This is a genomic window from Chitinophaga sp. CF118 (genome assembly GCF_900112615.1).
In the GTDB taxonomy this organism is placed as follows: domain Bacteria; phylum Bacteroidota; class Bacteroidia; order Chitinophagales; family Chitinophagaceae; genus Chitinophaga.
The window spans coordinates 640,996-657,901 of the sequence record NZ_FOMK01000001.1 but is presented as its reverse complement, the minus strand read 5'-3'; the positions used below and the strand labels follow the sequence as shown (position 1 = coordinate 657,901).

13 protein-coding genes are annotated in these 16,906 nt (G+C 41.6%); 8 read left to right on the top strand and 5 right to left on the bottom strand.

What is annotated here, in order from left to right; all coding sequences use genetic code 11:
* The first annotated feature begins 6 nt into the window (after positions 1–6).
* From BM176_RS02510 to BM176_RS02485, 6 genes are all read left to right on the top strand, one after another.
* Positions 7–1,443 carry a SusD/RagB family nutrient-binding outer membrane lipoprotein gene (locus BM176_RS02510; protein WP_090099219.1) on the top strand — a complete coding sequence of 479 codons (1,437 nt, stop codon included), beginning with the start codon at positions 7–9 and terminating at the stop codon, positions 1,441–1,443.
* Positions 1,444–1,934: 491 nt separating this feature from the next.
* Positions 1,935–5,171 carry a SusC/RagA family TonB-linked outer membrane protein gene (locus BM176_RS02505; protein WP_090099218.1) on the top strand — a complete coding sequence of 1,079 codons (3,237 nt, stop codon included), beginning with the start codon at positions 1,935–1,937 and terminating at the stop codon, positions 5,169–5,171.
* Between the two features lie 19 nt (positions 5,172–5,190).
* Positions 5,191–6,531 carry a SusD/RagB family nutrient-binding outer membrane lipoprotein gene (locus BM176_RS02500; protein ID WP_090099214.1) on the top strand — a complete coding sequence of 447 codons (1,341 nt, stop codon included), beginning with the start codon at positions 5,191–5,193 and terminating at the stop codon, positions 6,529–6,531.
* 89 nt (positions 6,532–6,620) lie between these two features.
* Positions 6,621–6,935: a DUF3467 domain-containing protein gene (locus BM176_RS02495; RefSeq protein ID WP_090099212.1), complete on the top strand. Its 315-nt coding sequence runs from the start codon at positions 6,621–6,623 to the stop codon at positions 6,933–6,935.
* Between the two features lie 50 nt (positions 6,936–6,985).
* Positions 6,986–8,059 (top strand): Ldh family oxidoreductase, encoded by a 1,074-nt coding sequence (locus BM176_RS02490; protein WP_090099210.1) that lies wholly within the window; start codon positions 6,986–6,988, stop codon positions 8,057–8,059.
* Positions 8,060–8,124: 65 nt separating this feature from the next.
* Positions 8,125–9,447, top strand: a complete 1,323-nt coding sequence (locus BM176_RS02485) for an aspartate kinase (protein WP_090099208.1) — start codon at positions 8,125–8,127, stop codon at positions 9,445–9,447.
* Between the two features lie 29 nt (positions 9,448–9,476).
* Here the strand turns inward: BM176_RS02485 and BM176_RS02480 are convergent, their stop codons facing one another.
* Positions 9,477–12,422: a DNA polymerase III subunit alpha gene (locus tag BM176_RS02480; protein ID WP_090099206.1), complete on the bottom strand. Its 2,946-nt coding sequence runs from the start codon at positions 12,420–12,422 to the stop codon at positions 9,477–9,479.
* Positions 12,423–12,424: 2 nt separating this feature from the next.
* Positions 12,425–13,642 (bottom strand): DNA polymerase IV, encoded by a 1,218-nt coding sequence (gene dinB / locus BM176_RS02475; RefSeq protein ID WP_255373411.1) that lies wholly within the window; start codon positions 13,640–13,642, stop codon positions 12,425–12,427.
* 271 nt (positions 13,643–13,913) lie between these two features.
* Here dinB and BM176_RS02470 point away from each other — a divergent pair, with 271 nt between their 5' ends.
* Positions 13,914–14,588 carry an SdpI family protein gene (locus BM176_RS02470; RefSeq protein WP_090099204.1) on the top strand — a complete coding sequence of 225 codons (675 nt, stop codon included), beginning with the start codon at positions 13,914–13,916 and terminating at the stop codon, positions 14,586–14,588.
* A gap of 96 nt (positions 14,589–14,684) precedes the next feature.
* Here BM176_RS02470 and BM176_RS02465 read toward each other — a convergent pair whose 3' ends face one another.
* A complete protein-coding gene (locus tag BM176_RS02465) occupies positions 14,685–15,146 on the bottom strand; it encodes a hypothetical protein (protein ID WP_090099202.1) in 462 nt (153 codons plus the stop codon).
* Positions 15,147–15,258: 112 nt separating this feature from the next.
* On the opposite strand from BM176_RS02465, the gene BM176_RS02460 reads away from it, so the two are divergent.
* Complete coding sequence (locus BM176_RS02460) at positions 15,259–16,011, top strand: XRE family transcriptional regulator (protein WP_089779385.1); 753 nt, start codon at positions 15,259–15,261, stop codon at positions 16,009–16,011.
* Between the two features lie 213 nt (positions 16,012–16,224).
* Here BM176_RS02460 and BM176_RS32350 read toward each other — a convergent pair whose 3' ends face one another.
* Together BM176_RS32350 and BM176_RS02455 are read right to left on the bottom strand one after the other, a co-directional pair.
* Positions 16,225–16,398: a hypothetical protein gene (locus BM176_RS32350; protein ID WP_177230274.1), complete on the bottom strand. Its 174-nt coding sequence runs from the start codon at positions 16,396–16,398 to the stop codon at positions 16,225–16,227.
* A 30-nt stretch (positions 16,399–16,428) separates the two neighbouring features.
* Entirely contained in the window at positions 16,429–16,881 is a 453-nt protein-coding gene (locus BM176_RS02455) for a DUF6934 family protein (RefSeq protein WP_090099200.1), read from the bottom strand.
* Positions 16,882–16,906 lie beyond the last annotated feature (25 nt).

The window sequence follows — 16,906 nt, the reverse complement described above, 5'->3', positions numbered from 1 at the left end:
TTTAACATGAAAAAGATATTCGCATATATATCAGTGCTTGTGCTGGCTACCTCCTGTGGAGATCTGACCAGCCTGAACACAGATCCTAAAAAGGCAGCAGTGGTGCCGGGTGAAATGTTGTTCTCTTCAGCAGAAAAAAACATTTTTGATAACCTGGCTTCCAATAATGTAAACCTCAATGTATTCAGGTTGCTGGCACAGCAACAGGCACAGGTTACTTATATTTCTGAGAGCCGTTATGACCTTGGAACACGTAATATTCCACAGGCCTTCTGGCAGGCATTATACAGAGACGTATTAAAGGATCTTTCTGCCGGCAAATTGCTGATCAACGCAGATTCTGCTCTGTTACCTGCAGATAAAATCGTTAAGCAGAATAAGCTGGCTATTATCGACATCACAGAAGCATTTACTAATTTCATACTGGTAACCTGTTATGGTAATATACCTTATACAGAAACCATGAATTACACTAAACTTGATCCTAAATTTGACGATCAGAAAACTGTGTATTATGATTTGTTGGACCGTTTGAAAGCAGACGTTGCAAAACTGGATGTTTCGCAGGGTAGTTTTGGTTCTGCTGATATCATATACAATGGAGATGTGGCATCCTGGATCAAATTTGCTAATTCAGTAAGACTGAAAATGGGATTGATCATTGCTGATATCGACAATGCAAAAGCAGTAGAAGTGGTGAATGATGCTGCAACTAATGTTTTTACATCTAACACAGATAATGCAAGAATACAATACAAAACTTCTCAACCTAATACAAATCCTATCTGGGTTGATCTTGTAAACAGCAAACGTAAAGATTATGTAATAGCAAGTACATTGGTAGATCCGATGAATGCTACAAATGATCCAAGACGTCCTTTCTACTTCACTTTAGCACCAGATACTACTTATAAAGGTGGGGTATATGGTGCGGGTAATGTATTCGCTTCATTCTCACATGTAAGTGCTAAAGTAACTGCTCCTGATTTTGAAGCATTACTGATGGATTATCAGGAAGTAGAATTTTTACTGGCAGAAGCTGCTGCACGTGGCGGATTTAGTGTAACCGGTACTGCACAGGAACATTATGATAAAGCTATCACTGCCTCTATTCTTTATTGGGGTGGAACTGCTGCTCAGGCAGCTACTTACATCGCACAGCCAACTGTAAATTATACATTGCTTGCGGGTACCTGGCAGCAAAAAATAGGTTTGCAGAAATATATTGGATTATATAACAGGGGATATGAGGCGTGGCTGGAATGGAGAAGACTGGATTATCCAATCTTCACTCCTCCTGCAGATATCACATACGATAATATTCCTGTTAGGCTGACCTATCCTGTTAGCGAGCAGAACCTGAACAAAACACAATATGAAATTGCGGCTACCGCCATTGGCGGCGATAAAGTGACAACCAAATTATTCTGGGATAAACCCTAAAAGAACTGAACAGGATCATAATTGTCAAAGGCTCCGGCATTCGCCGGAGCCTTTTTTGCGTTTTGGATACAATAAATAAATATGTTAAATTTATGTAAGAAAATTTAAACCTGATATTGTTCTACGTTCTCCGAATATATATATTTAGAATATCAGAACCCTTAGCATATAATAGTTGTTTAATTTAATAAATCTCATAAGAGATCAAACTCAATTGAAATCGTCTTAATCTAAACTTGGGAAAATAGGTCAATCAAACTGTTGTTTAAGTTTATAAATCTCATAAAGAATCAAACTCAACTAGAACCGTCTTAATCTAAACTTGGGAAAATAGATCAATCAAACTGTTGTTTAAGTTAATAAATCTCATAAGGAATCAAACTCAATTGGAACCGTCTTTAATCTAAAATGGGGAAATAGATCAATCTAACCGGCTTTACTTTACTATCCACTAAGTGCAATTTATCATCAGCATAAATTTCAGAACCGTTATGATTAAACAAATACTTACTCTATTCTCAATCCTTTGTTTCACTATTAATATTTCAGCGCAACAACGTGAAATTACAGGTAAGGTAACCAGCAGTGATGGCTTACCTGTACCTTATGCTACTATACAGATCAAAGGAACTACCCGGGGTACCACCGCCAGCCAGAGTGGAGATTTCCGGTTACAGGTAGATGGTGCTAATACCATTTTGCAGGTCAGAAGTGTAGGTTTTTCCCCCAGGGAGATTCTTGTGGGAGAAAATACCGTTATTAATGTGGCACTTGCGCAGGACAATACCAATCTGCGGGAAGTGATTGTAACAGGGTTGGGCATCCGGCGTGAAAAAAAGGCACTGGGTTATTCCGTGCAGGATGTAAAAGGAGATGACCTCACAAGAGCCAGCCAGGGTGATGCGTTGAGAGCATTATCCGGAAAAGTGGCTGGATTACAGGTTACTGGTTCCGGAGGAACACCAGGGGCTGCTACCTACATTAAACTAAGAGGTACTAATTCCCTGACAGGTAATAACCAACCACTATTTGTTATTGATGGTATACCTGTAGATAACTCGCAAAATTATTCCGGCGACCCTTCAGATGGTACAAATAATTTGTTACAGGGAGCAACCAATTCAAACCGTGGAGCAGATTTAAATCCGGATGATATAGAAAGTATTTCTGTATTGAAGGGGCCTGCTGCTGCTGCTCTTTATGGTATTGATGCTGCTAACGGCGCCATTATTATTACTACCAAAAAAGGAAAAGCCGGCAGGATCCAGGTAGAATTCAGCACCGGTGTTTCTTTTGATGTAGTGAACCGGCTGCCTAAAATACAAAAGGTATACGTTAAAGGTATAGATGGTGAGCTTCTGCCGTTTAGCTCTACCAATCGTTATTCCTGGGGGCCCAAAGGAAGTACCCTATCCTGGACAGGTGTACCAAATGAATATGATGTACATGGAGATTTAGTTGATAATTCAGACCCATCAGCCAAAATACCTTTCAAACCGTATGATAATACAAAAGATTTCTGGAGAACGGGGGCAACCTATAATAATTCTGTTTCTTTTACAGGAGGAACAGATGTAGCGACCTATCGAATGTCTGCTTCTCATCTTTATCAGAATTCCATTGTTCCTCTTCAAAGTCTGCAACGTACCTCAGTGGCTTTTGCCGGGCAGCTGAAAGTCTCTGAAAAGGTGAGGGTGTCCAACAATGTCAATTTTAGTACATCCGGAGGTAATATGCCTCAGAATGGTAGTAACCTTTCGGGTATTATGCTGGGCCTGACCAGAACACCTATTTCTTTTGATAATTCCAATGGGGGATTAAAGGCAGATGATCCCAGAACTTATCTGTTCTCAAACGGATTACAACGGTCTTACCGAAACGGTATTTATGATAATCCTTACTGGACTATTAATAACAATCCTTACACTACAGCTGTGAATCGTTTTATCGGTAATGTGCAGCTGGACTGGGATATCATTCATGACTTTTCCCTAACCTATCGTTTAGGTACGGACATATACAGTGATAACCGCCACCAGTACTACGAAATACAGTCAAGTGCATACACCGGCGGAAGGGTGTTTGACGACAGGTACACATTTAAAAGTGTGAACTCAGATCTGATACTTACTTATACCAAACAGTTATCCAAAGATTTCCGGCTGGATGCTAAAGTGGGTAACAACTATTACTCCCGTAAGCTGGATGAATTGTATGTACAGGGCGATGGACTTACTTCTCCCGGTTACGATAATATCAGTAATGCAACCGCGCAGAAATCGTATAATTTCGTTACTCCCTACAGAAGAGTATCCGGATATTTTGATATTAACCTGGATTACATGTCTATGCTGTTCCTGGAAATAACAGGACGTAATGACTGGTCATCTACTTTGCCCAAACATAGTAATCATTTCTTTTATCCATCTGCCAGCCTGGGTTTTGTATTTACTGAGCTGGAAGGCTTAAAAGGTGGGAATGTGTTAAATATGGGTAAAATCCGTTTGTCTGCTGCACAGGTAGGTAAAGATCCTGGTCCTTTCAATATCCGTTCTTTCTTTACACCTACTACTTATCCTGATGGATTTACTACCGGGATTAGTTTCCCTTACAGCGGCAAAGGGGCTTTCACTCTAAATAACGTATTAGGTAATCCCGACCTGAAACCGGAAAAAACAGTTTCTTATGAAGCTGGTTTACAATTACAATTCCTGCAGAACAGACTGGGAATAGATGCAACATATTATTATTCAACAGGTACAGACCTGCTGGTACGCTCTCCCATAGCGGGATCTACCGGGTTCCAGTATGTAACCCTTAATGCGGGTTCCATCAGGAATAAGGGACTGGAAATATCGCTCACCGCAAAACCAATCGTTGGCAAAACCTTTACCTGGGACATGATTGTGAATTACAGCATGAACAGGAGCAAGGTACTGAAGCTGGCACCAGGTATTAACCAGATCACGGTGAATGGGTTTACAGGTACCACTATCTCGCATTTGCCCAACAAGCCTGCAGGTATTATCTATGGTTATGCATGGTTAAGGGATAGCCAGGGACGTATTGTGATCAGCGATCAAAGCGGAGATTTTGGTTACCCGGTTGTTTCCCCTGAACAATCACAGATAGGAGATCCCAATCCCAAATTCCTGCTTGGATTTGGTAATACTTTCAGTTATAAAGGATTTTCGCTTTATACATTACTTGACTGGAAACATAAGGGTGATATCTGGAATGGTACCCGTGGTTCTTTAATGGCAATCGGTACCTCTGCTTATACATTGGATCGTGGTAGTACTACTGTTTTTCCTGGTGTATTGGGGCATTTAAACACTGCAGGGGAAATCGTACACAATGATGCCGCTGCAGAGAAACCCGGAGTAGGCGGAAATAATACTACAGCTGTAGCTTTGGATCAGGCATGGTACCAGGGAAATGGTGGCGGCTTTGGAGCCCAGACAGAAACATTTATAGATGACGGTTCTTATATAAAACTTCGGGAAGTAAGCCTTTCCTATGATTTTAATCTGGCTAAATCCGGCAATGGAAAATTTATCAAAACAATTTCAGCCAGTGCATTTGCCCGGAATATATTAATATGGAGTCCTTACAAGGGGATAGATCCTGAAACCAGTCTTACCGGCGCTACTAACGCACAGGGGATCGATTATTTTAATATGCCCGGTACATCCAGTTATGGTTTGAACCTGAAGTTTAAATTCTAAACCGTTAAAAAGTAAGATCATGTTACGTACTATAAAATATATATTACCGGTATTGATCCTGCTGCTAACGGCACAGGGTTGTAAGAAAGCATATTTTTATTCCGGAATTAATGAAGATCCTTCTCAGTTAAAGAATCCCACTCCTTCTTCCATATTACCAGGGGTTCTGCTGCAAAGTGCTTACACCTGGGGCGGGGATGCATCCCGTTATGCATCCATTTTTATGCAACAGGTCACAGGTGCCGCCAATCAGCCTGCCAGTTATAACAGCTATGTATTAACGGCCGACGATGTTGATAATATGTGGTATGCGGGTTTTTATGGGGCTATCATGACCAATATAGATACGCTGATAAAAATTGCAAACATGAAGGAGCAATTCCATTATGCGGCATTAGGTAAGATTCTGATGGCAAACGATTTGGGAGTTGTGACAGACTATTGGGGGGATGTTCCCTATACTGAAGCATTCCAGGGTTTAAACAATACCCAGCCAATATATAATAGCCAGAAACAGATTTACGATACATTGCAGAGTTTACTGGACCAGGCCATTACAGCATTGGAAACAGATGATGGTAGTCCTTTCCAGCCAAGCAGTTCGGACGACCTTTTATTTAACGGCGATCTCAGCCTGTGGATAAAGTTTGCACATTCACTGAAAGCTAAATTTTATCTGCACCTGATAAAGGTGGATAATACAGCACTGGCAAAAGCACAGGCACAGATTGCTGACGGATTTGCCGATGGGGAAGCGGCATTTATAAAGTTTGTAGGAAGTAGTGCAGTTACTACACAAGCTCCCTGGTTTCAGTTTAACAATCAACGAGGTGATATTACATTTGACGGATACCTGAATGATCTTTTGTTTAATAGTGGTGATCCCAGGTACGGCGTTTATTATGATCCATCCGATAGTACATTGTTAGGTACTTTATATGGCGCAGAAAGTTCCCCCGTATATTTTATGTCATATGATGAACTGAAGTTTATAGAAGCAGAAGTTGCATTCAGGAATAATGATAAAACGACGGCCGCTGCTGCTTATAATGAAGGCGTCAGAGCTAACCTGGTGCGTACAGTTAATAGTACTACTTACCTGGCCTCTGTAGCCAAAACCGCGCTTAACATTACTTTACAGGATATAATAGTGCAAAAGTATATTGCATTATTCTTAGAAGAGGAAGTATGGACTGATTGGCGCAGAACGGGTTATCCCGTATTAACAGCACCTGCTAATAATGCATTGGGTGGTGCGTTGCCCCGCACCATATTTTATCCCAGCAGCGAAGTCCGCTATAATAAAAATACACCCAAAAATACCACCCTCTTACGCAGGGTATGGTGGGATGCCCCATAAATTAAACCACATATAATATTGTACTTGTAAAAAGAGACCTTTCATATTGAGGTCTCTTTTTTACATTTGTACCGCAAAAGCAAAATAATATGGAAAATCAGGAAGAAGAACAAAACCAGCTTAATATAGAACTGAGCGAAGAAATTGCAGAAGGTATATATGCAAATCTGGCTATCATTACGCACTCCAATGCAGAGTTTGTAGTGGATTTTGTGAATGTGATGCCCGGCTTACCCAAGGCGAAGGTGAAGTCCCGGATTATCCTGACTCCTCAGCATGCTAAACGCTTCATGAGAGCCATGGTGGATAATATTAAAAAATATGAATCTGTACATGGTGCTATTCAGGACCAGGAGCCTGTTAGCCTGCCTATGAACTTTGGCGGCCCTACAGCACAGGCATAAATAGTGATGAATGGACATCCATTTAGCGGAATCTTGAGTTTAATCTGATCATGAGTCATATAGTTTCCTACCAACATTTACGGGAATTTACCAGAGAAGTTTTTTTACGTATGGGCTGTTCGCCGGAACATGCAGATACAGCCAGTGAAGTTTTACTATCGGCCGACCTGCGTGGCATTGATTCGCATGGTGTGGCCCGGTTAACCGGCTACGTGCGCTTATGGGAAGCCGGCCGGATCAATGCAAAACCCAATATCCGTATTGTACATGAAACACCCGGTACGGCAACAGTAGACGGCGACAGCGGCCTTGGGCTGGTAGTAGCCCCTTTTGCTATGGCCGTCGCCATTCAGAAGGCCACTGCGGTGGGCACCGGCTGGGTAAGCGTTAGAAATTCCAATCACTTCGGTATTGCGGGCCAGCATGCAATGATGGCCCTTGAAAAGGATATGATAGGGATGGCTATGACCAATGCAAGCCCTTTGGTAGCTCCTACTTTTGCTACCGAGCGAATGCTGGGCACCAATCCTATTGCGGTAGCCATACCTGCTAAAGAACAACCTCCCTTTGTGGCTGACTTTGCCACCACCACAGCCGCCAATGGAAAGCTGGAAATCCTGCAGCGTAAGCATGAGGAAGCTCCTACCGGCTGGATTCAGGATAAAGAAGGGCATTCCAGCACCAACCCGCATGAACTGAAAGATGGCGGTGCATTGTTGCCACTTGGCGGCGACCGTGATCATGGAAGTCATAAGGGATATTGCCTGGGGGCGATTGTTGATATTTTCTCGGCTGTTCTTTCAGGAGCCAATTACGGACCCTGGGCACCTCCATTCGTTAGTTTTTTACCACTGGCACCGGATCCGGTAGGGCAGGGGCTGGGACATTTCCTGGGAGCTATGCGTATCGATGCCTTCCGGCCGGCAGATGAATTTAAATCGCATATGGACAACTGGATCAGCCGTTTCCGCAAAGCTACTCCGGTAGCTGGAGAACAGGTATTGATCCCGGGCGATCCGGAGCGGGAAATGGAAAAAGAGAGAAGAGAGTCGGGTATTCCTCTGCTGGAAGCAGTGGTGAAAGATCTGCAGGAAGTAGCAGGGAAATTTAAATTGAATTTTTAAAGTAAGGTTAAACACCGAACTTGCGGCTTTTTAGCCAGTAAACATATATAACAATACAACAGCAAATGAAGATCTTAAAATTTGGAGGCACTTCAGTAGGTAAACCGGAACGGATGCATGCCGTAGCCGAACTGGTGACTGCCGATAATGCTCCTAAAATAGTGGTATTGTCTGCATTATCCGGCACTACCAATTCTCTGGTAGAGATAGGACAGTCATTGTCTGAAGGGAAAAAGGAACAGGCGAAGGAACGGATAGACAAACTGGAAGCACATTACAGAACATTCTGTGAAGCGCTGCTGAAGAAGGAAGCCTTCCGCGCCAAAGCTACAGCTGTTGTAGATGAGCACTTTGAATTCCTGAACATCATTCTTAAGATCTCTTTCAATGAGGCGCTTAATAAGGATATCCTTGCACAGGGTGAATTATTATCCACTAAGTTGTTCAGCGTATACCTTGAAGAAGTAGGTGTTGCAGCTGTATTGCTGCCAGCCCTGGACTTCATGAGCATAGATGAATATGAAGAACCTGAAATCCCCCAGATTAAGATCCGGTTGGGCAATCTGATAGAAAAGCATGATGGTCAAACCATCTTTATTACACAGGGGTATATTTGCCGTAATGCCAGAGGAGAGGTTGATAACCTTAAACGTGGTGGTAGCGATTATTCTGCTTCTCTGATAGGTGCTGCTATCCAGGCCAGTGAAATACAGATCTGGACAGATATTGACGGTATGCACAATAATGATCCCAGGGTAGTGAACAAAACGTTCCCTATCGAGCAGTTGTCTTTTGATGAGGCCGCAGAACTGGCTTATTTCGGTGCTAAAATCTTACATCCTGCATCTATCTGGCCTGCACAGCATTTTAACATCCCGGTTAAATTACTGAACACAATGCAGCCGGAAGCCAGAGGTACTATCATTACTGAATTACCGAATGGAGATGGCGTAAAAGCAATTGCTGCCAAAGATGGTATCATTGCTATTAAAATCAAATCCAGCCGTATGCTGCTGGCTTATGGTTTCCTTCGCAAAATCTTCGAAGTATTTGAGAAATACCGTACCCCTATTGATATGATCACTACTTCTGAAGTAGCTGTTTCCCTGACGATAGAAAGTACATTGCACCTGGATCAGCTGCTGAAAGAATTGCAGCCGTTTGGAACTGTAGAACTGGACCATCACCAGACGATCGTATCTATTGTAGGTAATGAAGTAGCAGCTACTCCATCTATCCTGAAAAGGGTATTTGATGCGCTGAACGAAGTGCCTTTACGAATGATCTCTTACGGTGGCAGCCGTCATAATATTTCCATCTTAATAGGAGGACAACATAAAATCAAAACCTTACAACTGCTGAACAAAGGGTTGTTTGATCTTGAATAACTATATTGAAGAACGGGGGTGGCTGTCTGTCACCCCTGTTTATCTTCAAAATATCCAATCTTCCGCATATAATTTACCTCCATCGTATACACATCATATTCTGCAGTTATCTTCCCCTGGAGTATATAAAAGCCCCCTTTCTGAAAAGGAAATTTCCTGAGGATGTCCGGGAAATGTACCGTATCAATAAAATCGCCGTTTACATCTGTGAAAGTACCAAAGCTCATAGGGATGCCTTTACTGGTATGAATGCCTTTTGTGCATACCAGGTATCCAAGTGTTGATATTATTTCTCCGGTATACCTGGAAAAATCTTTCGCTGGTACATAATGATTCTGCTCATGATTCAGCAGGCTGAAAGGAGAACACAATGGGAATCCCAGTAAGGCAATTTCATCAAAAGCATTTTCATGTTCATAATAGCTGAGCATGGGTAACTGACAGTCTGGTAGTTGCTCAACGAAAAGTGGCTGCACATGATCAGGCACTTTACTCCTCAATAATAAACTGCTTTTCCAGAGTAATTCTTTCTTGGTGTAGGCATCAAAATTAAAAGCCCCTATCCTGATCAGAATATCCAGTTGTTCCGGAGGAGGTGCGATGCGTAAGGTGAAATCTTCCAGGCTTGCATAAGGACCATATGCAGTACGTTCTTCCAGTACATCTGCCATCCATTTTTCTTCCAGTCCTTCTATATGAATAAAACCGGTGTAAACTGTTTTGCCGGTTATTCTCGTATAGTATTCACTGTTATTAATGCAGGGCGGTTGTATGGATACCCCTGTTTTTTGTAGTTCCCGGAAATAAAGTTCCCTGTTGTAAAAGCCGCCAAAGTTATTGATCACGGCTACCATAAATTCTGCCGGGAAATATGTTTTCAGGAACAGGCTCTGATAACTTTCCACCGCAAAGCTGGCGGAGTGTGCTTTGGAGAATGAGAAACCAGAGAAGCTGGCAATCTGCCGCCATAGTTCTTTGGTCACTTCCGGTGGTCGTTTCAATCTTGTGCAGTTATGGAAAAACTGTTGTTCTATCTTTTCGAAATTGTCTTGTCCGCGATATTTACCTGCCATAGCCCTGCGTAAAATATCTGCATCAGCAAGATCCATATCTGCGTATTCATGTACGATCTTTATCACATCTTCCTGGTACACCATGATCCCAAAAGTTTCATGTAATACTTCTTTGATAGTATCATGCAGATATACTACTTTATCCTGGTTACGGAAGTTATGTACATATTGCCGCATCATGCCGGATTGTGCTACACCAGGGCGTATCACGGAACTTGCAGCTACCAGTGTGAGATAATCTTCACATTGCAGTTTCAGCAATAGCTGACGCATAGCTGGCGATTCTATATAGAAACAGCCGATGGTATTGACTGTTTTTAACTGATGCCTGATGCGCGGATCCTGCATAAAAGTTTTTACATCATGGATATCTATATCAACATCATGATTTTCTTTTATGATGCTAATAGTATCCCGTATATGTCCCAGTCCACGCTGACTAAGAATATCAAATTTAAATAACCCGATAGCCTCTGCCTGGTGCATGTCAAGTTGTGCTGTGCTGAAACCTTTGGGTGGCATGTAAGTAGCGCAGTGCTGATGAATAGGATCTTCACTTATAAGGATTCCACCGGCATGAATACTGAGATGATTGGGAAAAGCTTTTTTCCCCGCCATCAAATTACTGAACCGTAAAATCTGTGCCTGTACATTATCGCCCTTCAGTTCTATATCAAAAGGTGTATCCAGTATCTTGTCTATTTCATGTTTGGGAAGACCATACACTTTACCTAATTCATGAATAGTTGCATTCTCCTGAAACGTTGTGACAGTACCAAGTAAGGCAGTATGTTCAACACCATAAGTATTGAATACATATTCGATGATCTGATCTCTGTCGCGCCAGGAAAAATCAATATCGAAATCAGGAGGTGAGCTGCGGTAGGGATTCAGGAACCGTTCAAAATAGAGATTTAATTCAATAGGATCCACATCTGTTATTTCCATGCAATAGGCGAGGATAGAGTTAGCACCACTGCCCCGGCCAACATAGAAAAACCCCTGTTCCTGTGCGAATCTGATAATATCCCAGGTAATGAGAAAGTAGCAGTTAAAATGTTGCTGCTGTACTACTTTCAGTTCCTTTTCAATACGCTCACGTGCTTCTTTATTATCGGGGCCATAACGTTTTAACATTCCTTCATACGCCAGCTCTCTCAGCTTTGCCTGATCTTCAGCTTCACTGTTCAGGAAGTATTTTTTGTTGCGTGGTACTTTAAAATCAAACTGAATATCGCATGCTTCCATTACCTGTAATGTGTTGCTGATGATATGCGGATATTGTTCAAAACGATCGAATAATACACCCGGTTCTATCAGGCATTCATCCGGTTGTGCAGTGGTGTGTGGAGATAACTGGCTGATCAGAATATTTTGGTCTACTGCCCGTAATACACGATGAAGTTGATAGTGTTCTTCACTCTGAAAAGTAACAGGTTGTAAAATCACCAGTTTGTCCTTATGTGTTAGTGTATCTACCCGGAATAGTTTATTTATTTCACGAGGTCTTATTCCTGTTAGTTCGTTCGGAGCAAGCTCTGATAAAGGAATACAGCCCCATGCATATATTACAAAAGTACCTGGGAAGAAAGGAGCACGATCGGGGAAGGGTGCTTTTTTTTGCAGATGCTCTGATAAAAAGCGGTTGATGTGAAACCATCCTTCCATGTTACGGGCCAGCAGGATATATTTAAAATCATGTTCATTCCGGCATTCTAATCCGATGATGGGTTTAATTCCATTATTCCGGCATTCTTTTACGAAGTTCCAGGTATCAGAAGTGATATTGATGTTCGTTAATGCGAGTGATGTGATGCCGTATTTACAGGCAAACTTCACCAGGTCGTCTGTACCAATGGTACCATACCGCAGGCTGAAAAATGATTTACAGTTCAGGTACATATTTACCGTGTTTTTCTTGGGTAAGGAGTAACAGCCGGTGCTTCCTTTTTATGCGATTTATCGGGAGGAGCCGCATTGGTTCCTTTCATCAGGTACTGCCATCCGAAGCGGTTTTTAATATGATCGATTGCCTGGTAGAGAGCAATCATTTCCTGTGTATCATCGAAGATGCTGATCTGGTAGTTGCCTTGTACAAGGTGGCTGAAACGAACCCCTATCAGGCGAATCAGCAAACGTCTGTCATACAGTTTATTGAACAGTTCTTTCACTTTTGCCAGCAGTACATGATCTGATCCTGTATAGGCAATGGTCATTTGTTTTGTAACGGTTTCGAAATCGGAGTAGCGGATTTTTACAGTCACACAGCCGGTCAGTTTGTCTTGCTGCCGTAGTTCGAATGCTATCTTTTCCGTCATGCGTACCAGTTCTGCATGAATGAACTGCATGTCTATTGTATCTGTAGAAAATGTATTTTCTGTAGAGATGGATTTCTGTTCATGATAGGGTACTACAGGAGATTCATCAATGCCATTGGCTTTATTCCAGAGTGAAATCCCATTTTTCCCCAGCCATGCTTCCAGTAATGCCACGGGTATTTCACTGAGTGTTTTCACTGTTTCCACGCCACGGCGGCGAAGTTGTCCGGCAGTTTCTTTTCCCACCATAGGAAGTTTTTCTACAGGCATAGGTGCAAGGAATGATTTCTCATTTCCGAAGTTTATTTCCATTTGTCCGTTGGGCTTCGCTTCGTTGGTTGCCACTTTGGAGATCATCTTATTGGAGGCTAGTCCAAATGAAACAGGTAGTTTCATTTTCCTCATGATATGCTGACGAAGTTCTATGGTCCATTTCATGGAGCCAAAGAATTTATCCATGCCGGTAAGGTCCAGATAAAATTCATCGATGGATGATTTTTCATAGAGTGGAGCCCGCCCGGCAATGATATCGGTAATCTCCCTGGAGGTATTACTGTACAGTTCCATATCGCCTTTGCGGACCACCGCATGCGGGCATAATTTAAGAGCTATTTTCATGGGCATGGCGGAATGAATCCCATAACGGCGGGCTTCATAGCTACAGGCTGCTACTACAGCACGATCTCCCATGCCGCCTACGAGCAGAGGTTTTCCTTTCAGACTGTTATCTTCTCTGCATTCTACAGACACAAAGAAGCTGTCCATATCAAAATGAGCGATGGACCTGTGTTGTAAAGTGATCATAACTTATATGCGGTCAACCCGGCTTTATGGAAAACGTTTACGAAGATTAAGCAGATTCAAATGTTTTTACAGTCTTCTTATCACTTTTTTATAGGAACCGGGATGCTGACCTTTTTCTCAAAAGTACTAATATTTTTAGCTATTACTAATAATATTAGTATAGTTGTTAATAAATAACAATTGTTCAGAACAATCGGGCGGATGAGTGCGTAATTATAAAAGATGCGGGTATAGTATTTGTTCACATCTTCTTATACAAAAACACTTTTGCATGAAAAAGCCTGATATTGGCCAAGAGCTGCTGTTATTGATGTTATTACTCTTGCCCATGGTTTACCTCGGAATCATCTGGCCATCGTTGCCAGAGATCATTCCTACAAACTTTAGTATTAAGGGAGTACCTGAAAGGGTAGGTGAGAAAAGTGATTTTTTATTGCTGATGATCTTTCTTTTTTTCACCAATCTGTTGCTATATTTCCTGTTCCGGTATATTCCCCATGTAGAGGAACCCACATTCAGTACTGAGCCATTGGCTGTATTACAGAGGAAATATTACCGGATCCGTTTCATGATCCATATTTACCTGGCAGTATTTACTGGAGCCATCATTTTTATGGTAAGTCAGGGTCAGCCGTTTGTAATGGAACGCTGGGTATTTACAGGAGTAGGAGTGCTGATTGGAGGGATCGGCTTTTACCTGAAAAGATTACAGCCCAATTATTTTATAGGTGTAAGAACACCCTGGACGCTTCAAAGCCCGGAAATATGGCGGCAAACGCATAATATGGCAGGTACATTGTGGATGTGTTCCGGTATTGCGATGATTATAGCCGGATTTTTCATGCCGGTGGTAGTTGGGGTGTTTATACTGATCTTCCTGGGGGCTATCCTGGCATTTCTGCCCTACATTTATTCCTTCAGGTTATTTAATACAGATAAAGGATAATTAGTTTAGAGATAAAGTCATCCTTCGTTCATCCTTCGTTTAAAAACGAAGGATGAACGAAGGATGACTTTATCTCCTCAGTATCTTCTTTGGAAATTACAGCCATCCTCTGCCTGCACCTGCCATGCGGAAAGGCCATGGAGTGAGCAGTAATACGAGAATCAGTGCAATACCGAAAAATATCAGTGCAGTTTTATGTTTTTGTACATCGGTCACTGCTTTCTTCACTTTTGAATAGCCAATATGTACCAGTATAAAGGCAATTACAGCCATGGTAATGTGTTCTACGGCATAAAAGCGGAGTACACTATCTTTCATAGCAACTTTCATATCCTGTAAAGCCGTTTTAACCACAGGGCTGGTAACAAAGTAAAGAAGCAACCCTACCACTAACTGAAGGTCAAAAAAGATCATAAAGAAAAGACCTGCTTTTTTATCTGCACCGGTAAAGGGTGTTTTACCGCTAAAGCCTTTGAAAGCACGGATAACGGCCCAGATGCCGGCCAGTAAAATAGCCCATCTTAACAGCGAGTGAATAAGTAACAGCGTGTTATGCATAATATTGAGTTGGATTTACTGCGCAAAAATAAGTTAACCCAGGCGGAATATATTTGGTTATTACGAAAATTATATGCTAATTTTGTTAGTAATGTACTAAATTATTTAGATTATGTCAGTAGTTTGCCGCAATTTGAAGTTCCTGCGTAAGCAGAAAGGATGGACTCAGCAAGAGTTTGCTGATAAATTAGGGATTAAACGTTCCCTGCTTGGAGCTTATGAAGAAGAGCGTGCAGAGCCGCGTACGGAAGTACTGGAGCTGGTCAGTGATATGTTTCGTGTATCGATTGACGATCTGTTACGTCGTGATGTAGGATCGCAGAAAGAGAATTTCCTGGAAAAACGAAGGCAGCTGAAAATGTCTAATGACAGGCAACAGATAGAATTTGTACCGGTGAAAGCTGCTGCAGGTTACCTGGCAGGCTATAATGATGATGAGTTCATCGAAGAACTCAACACTTTTACATTACCAATGATGGGGGCCGGTAGTTACCGCGCATTTGAAATAGCAGGAGATTCCATGTTACCCACCCCTTCCGGTTCTGTAATTGTTTGTCATAAAGTAGATGGATGGGAAGAGATCCGCAATAACGAAGCATATGTTGTAGTAACCACCCGGGAAGGGATTGTGTACAAACGTATATTGAAGAGTAACCGGACAAAAGGGAAGATCACCCTGGTATCCGATAATCCCCAATTTGAGCCTTATGCGGTTGGTATGGACGAGGTACTGGAACTCTGGCAGTCTGATGCTGTAATCAGCAAATCCGGGCAGCAAAGCCGCCTTAGCGTGAATCACCTGGCAGATATGGTGAGCCACCTGCAGGATCAGGTAAGTTTGCTGAAGAAGAGGATTAAGAATTAGAGGATGGGCGATGAATTTTGAAAAGTACATCGGGGTTTGTAAAAAATGATGAGTTAAACCTTCTGGATAGTATTTTTAATAAAAGTTGATATATCAAAAATAAATGAAGGGTCTGGGAATTGCTTAAACAACTGCATAATTCCATCACTGGCCCCTAATAAAAAAAGAGCTTGTATTCTATACAAGCTCTTTTTTTATTAGATTAGATATTATCTATTTTGTTATCAATTCCTTAGGGTAGCCATATTTAGCTAACAATTCTCTTGCTGCTTCAGCCTTTTTAACAAAGAAATCTTCCTTGCTATAATCCTTCATGGATTTATTAACAGTTACTTTACGTTTCTTAATATTTGTGGTCTTCTGTTTTCTGGAAAATGTGGAGAACATAAATACCCCCTTTTTTCTACTAATTTAACACTATTTTCTAATAACTAAAAATGCTTCATAATTTTGGCCGGATTCGAATTTTACCCAATTCTTATTTAAAAGGCCAAATACACTAAACAAATTTTCAACCTCAGTTCTGTTGGCATTAATCCCCATTTGATAAAGCCTTGTTTTAGCGGGAGAGCTTCCTTTAGCAACAATGGGTAGCTTTCCATATTTTTCGGTATACATTAATATCGTTGAGGCTACTGTTGCAAGTATCTTTTCTCTATCCTGATTATTCGAAATTATTGAATCGTCTACTTTACCTTTTTGTTCATCCCAATCACCAAATCCAAGATTAATAACAGGTGTGCCATCAGCCAATGCATCTACTTGCTGATAGTTAATTACTTTTTTTATTATTCCATTGGGACCAACGCTATTAAATGTAAAACTTGCGAATGTCTCATTAGCGATGAATTTATACTGATCAAGACGCATTCTTATTTTTTGAATAACAAACAAT